Annotated in this window: 16 protein-coding genes, 2 rRNA genes and 1 riboswitch; of the genes, 2 read left to right on the top strand and 16 right to left on the bottom strand. The window is 46.5% G+C overall.

Features of this window, described 5'->3' with window-relative positions:
- Positions 1–28 precede the first annotated feature (28 nt).
- The 3 genes from OIN60_RS20805 to OIN60_RS20795 form a co-directional block, all read right to left on the bottom strand.
- Positions 29–1,168 carry a resuscitation-promoting factor gene (locus OIN60_RS20805; protein ID WP_305756785.1) on the bottom strand — a complete coding sequence of 380 codons (1,140 nt, stop codon included), beginning with the start codon at positions 1,166–1,168 and terminating at the stop codon, positions 29–31.
- A 281-nt stretch (positions 1,169–1,449) separates the two neighbouring features.
- Positions 1,450–1,716: riboswitch (cyclic di-AMP (ydaO/yuaA leader) on the bottom strand.
- A gap of 190 nt (positions 1,717–1,906) precedes the next feature.
- On the bottom strand, positions 1,907–2,698 hold the full coding sequence (locus tag OIN60_RS20800; RefSeq protein WP_305756784.1) for a TatD family hydrolase: 792 nt from the start codon (positions 2,696–2,698) through the stop codon (positions 1,907–1,909).
- Positions 2,699–2,809: 111 nt separating this feature from the next.
- Positions 2,810–4,090, bottom strand: a complete 1,281-nt coding sequence (locus OIN60_RS20795; protein ID WP_305756829.1) for an HD domain-containing protein — start codon at positions 4,088–4,090, stop codon at positions 2,810–2,812.
- A 327-nt stretch (positions 4,091–4,417) separates the two neighbouring features.
- Between OIN60_RS20795 and OIN60_RS20790 the strand changes: the two genes are divergently transcribed.
- Positions 4,418–4,672 carry an AbrB/MazE/SpoVT family DNA-binding domain-containing protein gene (locus tag OIN60_RS20790; protein ID WP_018888060.1) on the top strand — a complete coding sequence of 85 codons (255 nt, stop codon included), beginning with the start codon at positions 4,418–4,420 and terminating at the stop codon, positions 4,670–4,672.
- A gap of 122 nt (positions 4,673–4,794) precedes the next feature.
- Here OIN60_RS20790 and rsmI read toward each other — a convergent pair whose 3' ends face one another.
- The 10 genes from rsmI to OIN60_RS20740 all read right to left on the bottom strand — a co-directional run bounded on the left by rsmI (position 4,795) and on the right by OIN60_RS20740 (position 12,656).
- Positions 4,795–5,691 carry a 16S rRNA (cytidine(1402)-2'-O)-methyltransferase gene (rsmI, locus tag OIN60_RS20785; protein WP_305756783.1) on the bottom strand — a complete coding sequence of 299 codons (897 nt, stop codon included), beginning with the start codon at positions 5,689–5,691 and terminating at the stop codon, positions 4,795–4,797.
- 36 nt (positions 5,692–5,727) lie between these two features.
- The gene (locus tag OIN60_RS20780; protein WP_305756782.1) at positions 5,728–6,513 is read right to left on the bottom strand and encodes a tRNA1(Val) (adenine(37)-N6)-methyltransferase; all 786 of its coding nucleotides are present in this window, start codon (positions 6,511–6,513) and stop codon (positions 5,728–5,730) included.
- Between the two features lie 89 nt (positions 6,514–6,602).
- Positions 6,603–6,944, bottom strand: coding sequence for an initiation-control protein YabA (locus tag OIN60_RS20775; protein ID WP_370872578.1), 342 nt, complete (start codon positions 6,942–6,944; stop codon positions 6,603–6,605).
- A gap of 66 nt (positions 6,945–7,010) precedes the next feature.
- Positions 7,011–7,811, bottom strand: a complete 801-nt coding sequence (locus OIN60_RS20770; protein WP_305756780.1) for a PSP1 domain-containing protein — start codon at positions 7,809–7,811, stop codon at positions 7,011–7,013.
- A 122-nt stretch (positions 7,812–7,933) separates the two neighbouring features.
- Positions 7,934–8,929, bottom strand: a complete 996-nt coding sequence (gene holB, locus OIN60_RS20765) for a DNA polymerase III subunit delta' (RefSeq protein WP_305756779.1) — start codon at positions 8,927–8,929, stop codon at positions 7,934–7,936.
- 127 nt (positions 8,930–9,056) lie between these two features.
- Entirely contained in the window at positions 9,057–9,500 is a 444-nt protein-coding gene (locus OIN60_RS20760; protein WP_305756828.1) for a YaaR family protein, read from the bottom strand.
- A gap of 140 nt (positions 9,501–9,640) precedes the next feature.
- Positions 9,641–9,970, bottom strand: coding sequence for a cyclic di-AMP receptor DarA (gene darA / locus OIN60_RS20755; RefSeq protein ID WP_305756778.1), 330 nt, complete (start codon positions 9,968–9,970; stop codon positions 9,641–9,643).
- Between the two features lie 81 nt (positions 9,971–10,051).
- Positions 10,052–10,693: a dTMP kinase gene (tmk, locus tag OIN60_RS20750; RefSeq protein ID WP_305756777.1), complete on the bottom strand. Its 642-nt coding sequence runs from the start codon at positions 10,691–10,693 to the stop codon at positions 10,052–10,054.
- A gap of 137 nt (positions 10,694–10,830) precedes the next feature.
- The gene (locus tag OIN60_RS20745) at positions 10,831–12,342 is read right to left on the bottom strand and encodes an aminotransferase class I/II-fold pyridoxal phosphate-dependent enzyme (RefSeq protein WP_305756776.1); all 1,512 of its coding nucleotides are present in this window, start codon (positions 12,340–12,342) and stop codon (positions 10,831–10,833) included.
- A gap of 128 nt (positions 12,343–12,470) precedes the next feature.
- Positions 12,471–12,656, bottom strand: coding sequence for a sigma factor G inhibitor Gin (locus tag OIN60_RS20740; protein WP_305756775.1), 186 nt, complete (start codon positions 12,654–12,656; stop codon positions 12,471–12,473).
- Positions 12,657–12,890: 234 nt separating this feature from the next.
- Between OIN60_RS20740 and OIN60_RS20735 the strand changes: the two genes are divergently transcribed.
- A complete protein-coding gene (locus OIN60_RS20735; RefSeq protein ID WP_305756774.1) occupies positions 12,891–13,415 on the top strand; it encodes a hypothetical protein in 525 nt (174 codons plus the stop codon).
- A gap of 112 nt (positions 13,416–13,527) precedes the next feature.
- Here OIN60_RS20735 and OIN60_RS20730 read toward each other — a convergent pair whose 3' ends face one another.
- From OIN60_RS20730 to OIN60_RS20720, 3 genes are all read right to left on the bottom strand, one after another.
- Complete coding sequence (locus tag OIN60_RS20730) at positions 13,528–13,947, bottom strand: hypothetical protein (protein WP_305756773.1); 420 nt, start codon at positions 13,945–13,947, stop codon at positions 13,528–13,530.
- Positions 13,948–14,165: 218 nt separating this feature from the next.
- A 5S ribosomal RNA gene (gene rrf / locus OIN60_RS20725) occupies positions 14,166–14,282 on the bottom strand.
- Positions 14,283–14,434: 152 nt separating this feature from the next.
- A 23S ribosomal RNA gene (locus OIN60_RS20720) occupies positions 14,435–14,511 on the bottom strand; the annotation flags it as partial.

Below are 14,511 nucleotides of genomic sequence, written 5' to 3'. Positions count from 1 at the left end.
AATACAACCTTCAACATTTAGATGACGGTTAGTTCAATTCGGGTTTGACCGGTCCGATGACATACACCGTCATCCCTGATTTACGGCCAAAGTTCATTGCCTTGCTTAATGTTTCATAATACACATCGATTTTGTTGCCTTTGATGGCGCCTCCGGTATCTTCCGCACGGCGGAAGCCCAAGCCTTCAATATATACCCACCAGCCGATTGGAATAACATCAGGATCCACAGCAATCGTCCGTCCTTCGGTTACGCGTGTGCCGGAGGAAGTCCGGGTTCCAATGCCAGGCTGCTGTGCGGAGTAGGCCGTCATGGATACATTACTTAATACTTTTTTATAATTAAAATCTATTCCTGCCCGGCTAATCGTATTGGCACTGACCGTAGTTGCGGAATCGGAAGGTCCGATGGATGCCGCCAGTACAACAGGCTTCTTCTTCGTGCCTACCGCAATAACCTTATCAACGCGGTTTGTGGCGACCTCTTTGTCTACCATGCGCTTGGAAACCAGCTTCCCATCATGATACACCTTCTCGACATTTTGGACCATGACTCCGTCCTTACCGCTTACCAGTACCCGGTTATCCCCCTTGTACAGGCTTGGATCAGCCGTCTTGACGACTCTGTAAGGGATTTCTTCTTTTTGCTGAACCTGCTGTTTGGTTACACGGACAATTTTTATATCCATGCTAGAAGAGATCTCAGTGTCCAATGCGGGGGAAACCTTGTCTTCCGGTGACAATGCGTATCCCAAGGTTCGAATAGCGTCTTCTACTGTATTTTCGGTGGTGTACAGTTTCTTGGTTTCATGGCCTGCAGATACATTCACTTGCGTAGCCCGTTTAATGACTACACGGTCACCATCCTGTATGGCTCCACTCACCGGCATAGAAATCGTATCGTGAGGTGCCAGTGTAATGGAATGCTCTTCCAAGATATCCTGTAAATTTTCTCCGCGGGTCTCTATTGCCTTGCTCTGACCATCGATAACCAGAAACACTTGTTTCTTCTGCTGTGTGTACACCAGTATAGAGATTATGATTGTTAGTGCGATTAGAAAAATAGCGACCAATGATACGTGACGCAATTTTTCATGCTTCCATCGCAACGCGTAAGACATGCTGGATGAGCGTGACTCATGGGTCTCCCCTTGTTGGAAAATTCCCACTTCTCCGTCCTCCTTCATAGCCTCGCCGTCTAGAGTAATACATGATTGAAATTGACGCGACTATACCAGATTTTCTACAAGACAAGCCAAACTGCAGCCTGCCCTGCATCATGTTCCCGTCTTCGCAGCATGGTGCCCCCCTAATTGTTCATAACTTCTGTTATGTAACAGTATGTGGGCGAATCCCCTCATATTCACAAACACAAAAAGCCAGGAAAGAGTTAAGAGAGCTCTTCCGTGGCTTCCGTCAATGACATATGCGGAAAATCCATGCACGAGGTAGCTTCTCTCTTGATACGCTTACGGGGTTAGCTGTCGGGTTCGGACGTAGAGAGTCGCCCTAGTTCCGGTCACCCGCTCATGGCGGCTGCCCTCACATTCACCCCTAAGACCCAGAAAAGAAATCGAACTATGGTGCCCGGATGCACCCAAGGAACATACACAAGGCAGCGCGTCTACATTGGTACGCTTTCCATTGCGGCTCCCTTTCGGCCTGCCACCATATCGGTTCCCCCGTTCTCCATTCGGAGATTAAGCGAGACTGGTTCATGAGATGAGTTATTGATTTTTTTGCCCTTTTACACGGCATCAATAATTCACTGAGACGATGATATCCTGTTTATATGCATGTTGTAAAGCAGGTTTCAAGTGCTTTTTCCTAAATAATCGGTTAAAAAAATGTAATATTCACGATTTTTCCGCAACATTTTTATGATTAACTCCGCTTACCTCGATTTTTTAAGGTTTTATCTCCCGTTTGCTCTTAATGTAAAATCGTTCCAGGCCATTTTGGGTCGTAATTGCCGCCAATTCCTCCACGGAAATCCCCTTGATCTGTGCAGCCGCCTCTGCCACTAATTTTACATAGGCTGACTCGTTTCGTTTGCCTCTGAAGGGATGAGGAGTCAAATAAGGCGAATCCGTTTCAATCAGTAAACGGTCCATTGGCACCTGTGCCAGCACCTCTTTCGGCTGACGTGCATTTTTGAACGTAATCGGGCCTCCAAAAGATAAATGGAATCCCATATTAATACATAATTTAGCAATCTCCCAGCTACCTGAAAACGAATGCATGACCCCCCCAACCTCATGCGCCTTCTCTTCACGCAAAATTTTTACGATGTCTTCATGTGCATCCCGGTTATGAATTACAATCGGCATCCCGAGCTCCCGGGCAAGTCCGATTTGGCGGCGCAGCACCCGCTGTTGCACATCTTTCGGTGAAGTATCCCAATGGTAATCCAGTCCGATTTCCCCGATAGCCACGACCTTTTCATGCTCGCAAAGCGATGCAATCCATTCTAAGTCCCCATCCTGCATGGTGATGGCATCCACCGGGTGCCATCCAACGGCCGCATAAATAAAATCATAGGTTTCGGCAAGCTCCATCGTACTAGGAATAGTCTCTCTATTAAAGCCGACATTGATCATTCTCGTAACTCCCGCTTCGACGGCGTTTGCTATGATTTGTTCCCTGTCCTCATTGAATTGTGGCGAATCGAGATGGGTATGTGTATCGAATAATTCCAAGGATTGTTCCTCCTTAAATGGTGTTATTTAGATTATTTTTTTTGGTAATTTCTTATTTTTGCAACCTTTTATATGATGGTGTTTAAGACTTAAACGTATAGCTAATCATCATTATTTCACAAACAATTTTTGGATATCGGCAGGAAGCTTATCCTTAATTTCTTCCAATTTATTTTGCGGGTAATATAGATGATACTTTCCACGGTGAATGCCGCTGATTGAACGGACGATATCCGATACTTCGGAAATTTCACGCACACTGCCTTCCCGCCCAAGCAGCAAAATCTGGTTCTCTGTCGATCCGTCCTTCCGGAACACATCATAAGGAAGGTCTGTTGGAAAATCAATTTCCAGATCATAATCGGGGTGAAGCCCGGCCTGGGCAAGTGCAGTCCGCAAATCATCAATCATGCCCATATCCATGGAATCAATTTGCACATATTTATATAACCTGCGATCCATAAAACGCGAGCACAGATCACTCAAAATCGGGTCTGCTTCCTTTTTCCATTGATTGAATACAGTTTGTATCAATGACTCGTCCAACATCAGATACTGACTGACCGTCAAGTCACCCTGGATTAAATCCGGGAGGGGATCCAGCAGAAATTCGAATCGATAACCTTGGTTCATAAGCTCCTTGGCTCTTCGGAAGATAAGCCGCAGTATAATTTCCGAGCTGCGTGTCACCGGATGAAAATAAATTTGCCAGTACATCTGGTAGCGGGACATCAAATAGTCTTCCACTGCATGCATACCCGAATCCTTTACGACGATACGGCCCTGATGAGGGCGGAGCAAACGTAAAATGCGGTCAAGGTCGATGGTTCCGTAATTAACACCCGTTTGGTAAGCATCCCGCAGCAGATAGTCCATTCTGTCCGCATCAAGCGGGCTCGTTACCAAGTTGACGACAATCGGTTTGTCGTAGGTTTTAGAAATAACCGCGGCAACCTTCTCTGGAAATCCCCGTTCAACCTGACGAAGGACCGTATTGATCTCCGTGTCTCCTAAAATAATGCGGCAGGTCCAATCCTCATGATTCATGCCAAAGGCTTCTTCAATGGAATGTGAGAACGGGCCATGTCCCAAATCATGCAGCAGGGCGGCACACAAAGCGACTAATTTCTCTTCCTTGGGCCAGTCCGTATATTCACCGCGTTCAAACTGGGAAATGATACGCCGTGTAATCTCATAGACCCCCAGGGAATGGGAGAAGCGACTGTGCTCAGCACCATGAAATGTTAAATAGGAAGTTCCAAGCTGGCGAATCCGACGCAGTCTTTGAAATTCAGGAGTATTAATCAACCGCCAGATAACCACATCCTGAACGTGAATGTAATTGTGCACTGGGTCTTTAAATACCTTTTCTTCGGTAAGCGGCTGCTGCATGTAATTCATCTGGCTTCAGCTCCTTGATAAAATTATATATGTAATCGAGCATAATCGCACACCGTTCGACACAAATTGTCGAAATAAGTCGATTTAAAACGGTTAATAGATTTCCAAATCGACAAATCTATTTAAATCGATTTTTTTGATAATAATTGTTGATTCCTCGTCATATTGTAGGCTATATTTTGAAAAATTAGGTTTCATGCCTAACTTTTAGGTTGACTGATTTGGGAATCGTTGGTATAGTTAAATTCAGAAAACAGAAAATAATGTCGAATGATGACAATTGAAACTTTCTATACGGCGAGAGGAGCCTGATTTATTATGATGAAATCTACTGGTATCGTAAGAAAAGTCGATGAGCTTGGACGTGTAGTTATTCCGATCGAGCTGCGTCGCACGTTGGGCATTGGCGAGAAGGACGCTCTTGAAATTTACGTTGACGGTGAGCGCATTATGCTCAAAAAATACGAGCCTGCCTGCATCTTTTGTGGCAATGCGGAAAACGTTACTTATTTCAAAGGTAAAATTGTTTGCAACGAATGTATTTCCGAAATTCCAACACCTGTGACAAAATAAGATTTATAGTATATAATAATAATAAACCAACTGTTAATTCTAACCTTTTCATATCTCCTTGTTGCCTTCCGCGGTTGATCCCTACCGTCGGAAGGCCTTTTTTTGTATAACATGTATGGAATTTATTGGTCATTAGAAGACAACAATGCATTATATACATCCCGCTTTGAAAGCGAGCGATCAGCGGCCGTGCGTTTCATAGCCTCTTTCCTGCCGAGGCCCTCCGACTCATAATGCTGCACATGCTCTTCCAGTGTTAGGGATTTCCACCACGCTTGTCTTTCTTCGGCTTCTTCCTGTACGCTTTTCCCTTCAACTAACAAGCAGTATTCACCAAGGGGGGGGTGCTCCTCTAGCCAGGCCAGACACTCCTCGACGCTTCCTCTCACCCATTCCTCATGAAGCTTGGTGAGTTCCCTGGCAAGCACAATTGGGCGAGTTCCATAGGCCTCCTGAATGACGGTCAGTGTTTTGACAATCCGGTGTGGGGATTCATAAAACAACAGTGTACCGTGCGAGGCTTCAAAGGTATGTAAAAGAGAAAGCAACTCCTTGCGTTCCCTTGGCGGAAAACCTGCAAAAGTGAACCGTTCCGTACTCAACCCGGAGGCAATGAGCGCGGACAGAGCCGCATTAGCTCCTGGTATAGGAATTACTGCAACCCCTGCATCCAGCGCAAGCCGGACGAGGTCGGCCCCCGGGTCTGAAATCGCCGGCAAGCCAGCGTCGCTGACCAGCGCCAAATTTTTTCCTTCCATTATATAGCGTATCAATTCCGGCCCGCTTGCCGCCTTATTGTGCTCATGGTAGCTGAAGAGCTTCTCCGGCATAATGTCGAAATGGGTGAGCAATTTGCGGGTCTGCCTAGTATCCTCAGCGGCGATAATGCTGCACTCCTGCAGCGTTCTTACCGCACGGAAGGTCATATCCTCCAGATTGCCAATCGGCGTACCTACCAGATACAATGTTCCATATCCGTTCGTACGGTCCGAGTAGCTTTTTTGTACAGCGAATTTCATATCCACTTCTCCTTGCCATGTATTAATGAGACAGCCTTACACTTCAACATCCGGTTCATTTTCTGCTTGCGTCAGAGCATCCGTGCCAAAGTATATCTCTTGCATTTCAGCCGTGTATTGATTCCGTCCATCGCCTTCGTATACAATTAGCGGCGGCAGCAGCCGCACATCCGGCTTAGCGTCCCGAATAGCTTCAATAAGAACCATATTGGCCTCCAGATGAGCGCGCGGATGTACAAAACGAATGCGTTTAGGCTCCAGTCTGTGCAAACGCATAAGGGATATAATCTCGCCAAGGCGCTGCGGACGGTGCACCATGGAAACCTTGCCTCCGGTCCGGATCAGGCGGGTACAGGCGAGAATTACCTCTTCCAGTGTACAGTTCAATTCATGCCGTGCTATAGCCTGATGCGGGTTCAGCTTGATGTCACTGCCGTTCAGGGGCATATAAGGCGGGTTGACCGTTATCGCATCATATACCCCATGTCCGATCACTTCAAACAGGCTTCTCAGATCCCCTTCGCGGATCGTAATCCTGTCCTCCAATTCGTTCATCGCTACGCTGCGGCGCGCCATGTCCGCCAGACGGGGTTGAATTTCAATTCCGTCTATCGCAGCCCGGGTTCTCGTCGTCAGCAGAAGAGGCACCACGCCATTGCCTGTACATAGATCAAGGATTTTGCCGCGCACGGGTATGCCTGCAAATCTGGCCAGGAGCACAGCATCCATTGAAAAGCTGAACACTTCATCACTTTGTATAATGCGCAGATTGTGGGTTAAAAGATCATCGATCCTTTCGGATTCATACTGTTTTTCCATCATTTCTGGTTTATCCATCCTTTTGAACTTAATGCTAGAACATTCTATAATCTAAAAAAAAGCCGCAGGCACGTGCTCCTACGGCTTTGTGTTTATTTATTCAAAAATGATAAGCAAAACAGGCAGTCGCCCTCTGTCCGTAAATGTCCGTAATACACATTGCATATATGAAATCCTTCATGATACAGCCTTGCCAGATTGTCGTAGCCTTCACCTACTACCTCTCCTGTCCCGGGCTGCTCTGTCTCCTTGGTCTTTGCGGAAAGGGGTGCGGGCTCTGTTTCCGGCTCATCCGCTCTTACATTATCGCGAATGAGCATTTTGCGAAGCTGTTCGTTTTCAATCGTAAGTCGCTGATTTTCTTCCAGCAGTTCCTTAATTGCAAGCTTTAGCTCGCCCAGATCGCTATGCATTTGTCCCATTTGCGTTTCCATTTCGTGAATACGCGCAAAAACATTTAGTTTTTTATCCAAGATTCCACCCCGAAGCAACCTAATGGTTTACTTGACGACAACGTCGTCCATTGGAAGTTCCTTGACCTTGCTGATTTCGAACAGTTGTACGTGTACCGTACGATGTTCTGCATTGATAGCGACAACCTTGCCCTCTCCTAACGAAGTGACGACGAACCTTCCAACCTGTGGCAGCTCTTCCTTCGCGCTCTCATAGTTATCATGCTCAAACTTGAGACAGCACATGAGCCTTCCACACAAGCCGGAAATTTTGGTCGGATTCAGAGACAAACTCTGATCCTTAGCCATCTTTATAGACACGGGCTCAAAATCACCCAACCAGGAGGAGCAGCATAGAATGCGCCCACAGGGGCCTATGCCTCCGAGCATCTTGGCCTCATCCCGAACACCGATCTGCCTAAGTTCAATACGCGTACGGAAAATGCTGGCTAAATCCTTCACAAGCTCGCGGAAATCAACTCTTCCCTCCGCTGTAAAGTAAAAGATGATCTTATTACGGTCAAATGTAAATTCAACGTCAACAAGCTTCATTTTAAGGCCATGGTCTTTAATTTTATTTAAACATATACCGAATGCTTCCTGTGCCGCTCGTTTATTTTCTTCAACGATCAGCGCATCTGCTTCTCCGGCAATACGAATTACTTTCTTGAGTGGCAACACTACGTCTGAATCATTCACTTCCTTCTTGCCTACAACCACCTTACCATATTCGATACCGCGTGCCGTCTCTACGATCACACAGTTATCCTTTTCCAAAGGAAGCTCCAGCGGATCGAAATAATACGTCTTACCCGCTTTTTTAAAGCGGACGCCCACTACACTATACAAAAATAAACCTCCTTGTATGCCACTAGAACCTTATCTGAAGCCGTAACGTAATGGCCGCCATGGAAAGTTTAACGATGCCTTATAAACCAGCTCCGTCACATACATCGAAGAGTCCGCTGTCTCTAGGCAGTAATCGTACCGCCTGAATCCGACATCCCGATCAGAAGCTGCTCTACGCACAACTGACCGTTCACATTGAAGCGGAGCTTCTTCCTGCATTCCGCTGCCAAATCCATATACGAGACCCATTGTTCGGTGCTGCGGGTAATTGCCAACTTGGAGATGCTCTCCAAGTGATCTATGAAAACAATGCTTTCATGCCTTCCGTACCGAAAGTGCAGCATGTCCTTGAATAGCAAATGAACCAACTGAAAAAACGCGTCCAGATGCTCGGAGAGTCCTGTTTTAAAAATTTTCTGTTGAGCGAGTATTATCGCTGAATCTCCTCTGCTCATGGACTCCTTCACTAATTGTAACACTACATTTCTAATTTCTGCAAACCAATTCTGTTGGATAACCTCCCTGCAGGAATCCATTCCTGAAGCGAGATGCACCGCACTGCGCACCAACGTTGCAGAATGCCCCTCCCGGGTAAGCTCCTGCATTAGCACTTCAGGTGACAGCGGTGCAAACGGCACGCGCTGCGTTCTCGATTGAATCGTAGGAAGCAGAGCCTGTCCATTATCTGAAATCAGAATACCGACCGCTGGCACTTGAGGCTCCTCCAGGAATTTGAGCAGACTGTTGGCAGCCTGAACGGTCATCGTATCCGCCTGACGGATAATATAGACCTTTGGATTTTTAGCCTCGGAACGGTAAGAGAACAGCCGCTGAAGCTCACGTATCTGATCTATTTTTATGCTCGCACCATCAGGTTCTACGACATGAAGGTCAGGATGATTACCATGCTCAACCTTCCTGCATTCCAGACATTTCCCACAAGCATCGTCCTTGATCTCCTGGCAAAATAAAGCTTGAGCGAAGGTAACCGCTGTCTGCATCTGTCCGCTCCCCGGCAGACCGCTGAACAGATAGGCATGGCTCACCTTCCCGCTGCGGAGGGCATTTTGCAAAAGCCGTTTGGGCACATCTTGTCCGACAATTTGTTGAAAAGACATATTTCCTCGCTTTCCGCGCACAGATTCGCTGATCCGGTATGCTCGGCAAAAAATAATCTGCTGACCTATCAGGCAAGCAGATTGCAGTAGTTAACCTCGTATGCAGATGAAAAATCCAGTCCTCAATCTAAAAGGCCAGATTAATCAGCAGCCCGCGAATTTCTCCGACTCCCTGCAATAGATCAATTTTCCCTTGCTCCGTCTCTAATAATTCTTCCGCCATACGTAATAAAATGGAGTCAACCTCATCAATCAATTTGTAGCGCTTGCTGCGCCCGCGCCGGTCCCACCCACGCGTGTCCTTCATCGCTACGCCGCGCCGAACCGTATCCTCCAGAAAGCGTTTGACGAGCATCTTGTATGCCTTCAGTTCACGTACCGTCATAGACCGGACTAATCGGTCGCCCTGCATCTGTATTTCCTTGAACCGCCGGTTCAATTCTTCTTGCGTGGCCTGCTCCCCATTCTGGTGCATCATGTCGGAAAATCTTTTGCTCTGTACAGGCTTGGACATCGAGTCGCTGGATGACAGGCTGCTCTGCAATGGACGGTAACCTGGATTGATCTTCATAATCATTGACCTGCTTTCTCCTTGCTTCGTTCATGGGGCATCAACAATGTAAAGTTGAAAATGAAGCCGCATCAACAGCCTCGGGATACATATAACGCTGTATGGATAGCCTATCGGCGTAACAGCTATAAATTTAAAAATTAGAAATGTTCGAACCGATCCACCGGCATAACGAATACAGTGGCCCCTCCGACCTGAACTTCTACAGGAAGCGGCAGATAGGAGTCCGTTGTTCCGCTCATCGGCGTCACTGGTGTCACAAGCTGCTCACGAACCTTACAGCTAGTGCGGATGACCTCCATAACAGCCTCGACTTGGCTGTCGTCTACCCCGATCATGAATGTAGTATTCCCAGCTCGCAGAAAGCCGCCGGTGCTGGCCAGCTTGGTCGCGCGGAAGTTCGCTTTAACCAGTCCACTGGACAGTCTGTTGCTGTCTTTATCCTGTACAATCGCAATGATCAGTTTCATCCTGTTTTCCTCCTTAATATCGTTGAAAGGAACGAATCAGCCGCATGTTGTCCCTTATATCTATATATTAAACAATGAGACTCAATAATCCTCCAAAACCCTTTTCGCAAGAATCTCTATCATCTGCTGCAAGACCTGTTCAGGCTGCTGTGCTGCGTCAATCACAACGATGCGTTCCGGATGCTGATGAACCAAATGCAGATAACCTTCTCTGACTTTATGGTGGAACGATATGTCCTCCATATCGAGCCGGTTCACTTCATTTTCCCGATGAGCGGCTATTCTGGCCAGCCCCTGTTCCGGTTCTATATCCAAGTAAAATGTCAAATCAGGCTGCCAGGAATCTACGGCAAAACGATTTATGGAACCGACCTCTTCCATGCCCAGTCCCCGGGCGTAACCCTGGTATACCAGACTGCTATCTACAAAGCGGTCACACAGCACCAGCATTCCGGCTTCAATGGCAGGCGCGACTTTCTCTACCAGATGCTGACGGCGGGCTGCCGCATAGAGCAGTGCTTCAGTGCGAGCATCCATGGAGGTATGTGCTTTGTCTAGAATGACAGACCGGATTTTCTCAGCGATTTCAATACCTCCCGGTTCTCTTGTCGTCATATGAGTCAGTCCGCGACTTTCCAGATACTTGTCAAGATGTCGGATCATCGTTGTCTTTCCGGAGCCTTCGCCTCCTTCCAATGTGATAAATCTGCCTCTGCCCTTCATATGTTCCCTGCTTTCTTTATCTATTCGGCCTTATCTCAGTTGACTTAACTCTAAAGCACTCCCCGTACTGCTTTGCTTACGGTTCATTTTTAGAATGCGACATGCTTGCTCTTATTATAGTACACATCTGTCTCCTCTTACATCAGATATACCCGGATTGTGTTCAACTTTTCATCCGCTGCCCCTTGGCATTTGGCCCCCTGATCACGCAACAATTGAAGCCGTAACGCGACTTCTTCCCCGATCTTCTCCCCTGGATACAGTAGCGGAATGCCCGGAGGATAAGGAATTACCATTTCAGCAGCCATATACCCTGCACAAGCTTCTATTGGAATAGTTTTTATTATTTCTGCAGATGCAGGTTTCAAACGGAACGATACAGGCTTTGAAACTGCCAATACTGGGGCATTGTTCCACGTGGAAATCTCTTTTCCAAAGGAATGCACTTCAGGAAAGGAACTAGGTATTAGCGGATTCATCTCCTGTTTATGTATATGCACAAGTGCCTGCACCAGGTGAATAGCATCCGCTTGAGTCGTAGCGAGTGTAAATAATAGGATAACATATCGTTCATCGCTCATCTCCGGCACACATCCCTGCTGCTCAAGCTGACGCTGCAGCTCATATCCGCTTAAACGACCGTAACGATCATAAATAACTATTTTAAACGGATCCTGTATGATGTAACCTTCATTGATCCGCCCGGCATCCGGCTGAAGAAGCTGAAACCTTGATATCCTGCTGATCCCCTCCTTAAAGGCTTGAACAGCCGCCAGACCCTCTGTAAAAGCGGAGGGACCATTCATATGAAGATGACGACGTGCAAGATCCAGCGATGCCATTATAGGATAGGATGGGCTGGAGCTTTGAATCATCGCGAGCCGTTGACGGACAACCTCCCGATGCAAGAGCTTCCCCTGAATATGCAGCATAGCCCCCATGGTCATGGCGGATAACATTTTATGTGTAGATTGTACGACCCCATCCGCACCGCAAGATAACGCCGAAGGCGGAAGATCAGGATGCTGACCGAAATGTGCGCCATGGGCTTCATCCACCAGAAGTGGAATGCCGGCATGATGGCATAATTCAGCGAGCGGTACCAGATCAGTTCCCATCCCGTAATAGTTCGGTGAAGTGACGAGCAAGCCCTTGGCTTGCGGATAAGCAGCTATTGCAGCAGCTACTGTCTCTGCTGAAGGCAGCGTGGATAATCCGCTTGTCTCGTCTACATAAGGCTCAAGAAAAACAGCATCCGCAGCCGCCAGCATTAACCCATGCAACACGGATTTATGAACATTTCTTTGTACAAGCAAAATATCGCCTGGTTCTGTACATACCGACAAAATCAAGGCCAGATTTCCACTGGTGCTGCCACCCACGAGAAAAAAGCTTTCCTCGGCTCCGAAGCAATCCGCAGCCAGCTCCTGAGCCTGCCGAATTACGCCTTCCGGATGATGGAGATCATCCAGTCCTGAGATTTCCGTAGCGTCAATCGACATAACATTGGCCAATAAACCCGCAATATCCGTTTGTGCATATAAATGACCATTTTTATGTCCAGGAACATGAAACGATTTCTTTCTCTGCTCCCTATATTGGATAAGTGCCTCCATCAGCGGCGCTGATTGTGTATTGAATTTAGACATCGTGCATTCCTTCCGCCTATAAACAGATTGTACAGTGTTGTACTGCCTCCCATTTTAACGCATACCTTGAGCAAATCCTATTCCACTGTGGAATACATCCAATAAAAAAAGGCCTTAGAAGGCCTCTGTTAAGCGTTTTTCTCAATCCAAATCTGCTTTAGCTGATGAATAAAAAAATGATATTTGGCGTCTGTTGCATCCGTCTGCACCATCTCCGCCTCACAAGCATCACATATATATTCAGACAAGATTAATATACCTTCTGCCTTGTGATGCCCACAAATAATACACCGATGCCCCTGTTCCTCATGCATATCGAATCCCACCTTGATCATTTACTATCAGTCTTTACTATCAGTATGATGCAGTTTCTATTATTTTATACCTTTTCATAGCTGCAGTCACATTGTTTCTATACTTTATTCAGTAACGATTAAATAGGTGTTTGTACTCGTAAGGCATTTAAAAAAAACATAATTTTTCCGATAATAGAAGAAAAGCGTCTAGAGGAACCTCTTGAACTAGAACGAAGGGAATGACTATTTCCAATGCCGGAAGACAACGATGTTAAAGCCACGTACTATCATTACAAATTAATTAAAAAGGTAAGTATTCACCGCCCCATGCTGTGGAGCTATCTATCACTGCCTATAATCATGCTTATTTTTCTAACGGTCGCTTTGCACTGGACAAGCATTTTTCTCTTTGCCCTTGCTCTTCCCGTGATGATGTGGACTCACTTTGTGATTACACGTTCTTTCCTCATGATTAAGGGCTCTCCATTCCGTAAGCGCTGGGCCTATAGTTGGAAGCTGCCTTGGCAGGGCTATATGCCGGAGCAGTACATTGGGTACCCTACGTTCAGCAGTATACAATTTCATAATATGTGGATCGGTTTTTGCTTTACAATTGTTTTTCTGTTCTTTTCTCCTCCGGTCTTTACCTTCTCCTTGCTGTTCTGGCACCTTTGGCTGGCAACACCGCGTTTGTGGACTCTGTATCTGCTGAAGCGGGAACGCAAAGATGGAATGATCAAATTTAATCAGCGGGACATGTCCTACTACCAGCAGTAATAAGCCTCGATGGATATGGGGTGCCCTTGTCCCAACACAAATATATAAAAGAGAGCTCCTAATTAGAAGCTCTCTTTTATATATTTGCCTGTGTGAAAATAGTGACTTTGCATTATTCAGTATCGATCGTCTTCACATTGACGGTAGACTTTTTATCCTTTGGAACCAATACCGTAAAAAAATCATCATGCACTGACAGTTGAACAATCTGACCGTCTCTTAAAAACACCTTCTGGCTCCCCGAGGACTGGGAGGCCTCTTCCTTCCATCCCCAAGCGGCAATCTCCTGCAAATAAGGTCCCGGAATATCATCGTTCTCTTTAATACCCGGAAGGGTATAGCGAACATAATCTATTTCAGAGCTTTTGCTCGCACGTTCTGTTTTATTTGCTTCTTTGGGTACCGGGAATGTCTTAGCATTAGCTGCACCTTCAAATGCCGTCCAAGAAGGTTCGTTTGAGCCACAACCGGTAAGAATCGCTACAGCGACACTCAATAGCATCGTTATCAAAAGCCATCTATTCCGCCGCATGATCTTCCCTCCTTCTCGGCCTGACTAAACAAGCAATTTTTCTCTCACGTTCGAAATTACTGACCGTCTAATGTGGTTAACAAATTGAATCACAGTAAATTATAGCTGTTTTAGCAAGCTTTTCCGTAACAAAAATGTTACCTCCAAAATGTAAGCTAAAAATTGTATGTCTTAAACAAAAAAACCACCATCGTTAAATGATAGTGGTTTTTTTTCGTGCCTGGCAACGTCCTACTCTCCCAGGACCCTTCGGTCCAAGTACCATCGGCGCTGGAGGGCTTAACGGTCGTGTTCGGGATGGGTACGTGTGGAACCCCTCCGCTATCGCCACCAGACATGATTTTTCGAAGCTTCCGCTTCTCGAAATCGCTACAAGAAAATATCAATCCTCAGAAAGGACCCACATTCTTGCTTCACAACATCTTTCTTTCAAGGCGGTTACGCCCTGAAAACTGGATCCGAAACGTTCATTGCCTTTTAGAACCTTTAGGATAAGCCCTCGACCGATTAGTACTGGTCAGCTCCATGCATTGCTGCACTTCCACCCCCAGCCTATCTACCTCG

It is taken from the genome of Paenibacillus zeirhizosphaerae, from assembly GCF_030705605.1.
Taxonomy (GTDB): domain Bacteria; phylum Bacillota; class Bacilli; order Paenibacillales; family Paenibacillaceae; genus Paenibacillus; species Paenibacillus zeirhizosphaerae.
This window is presented reverse-complemented; position numbering and strand designations above follow the sequence as displayed.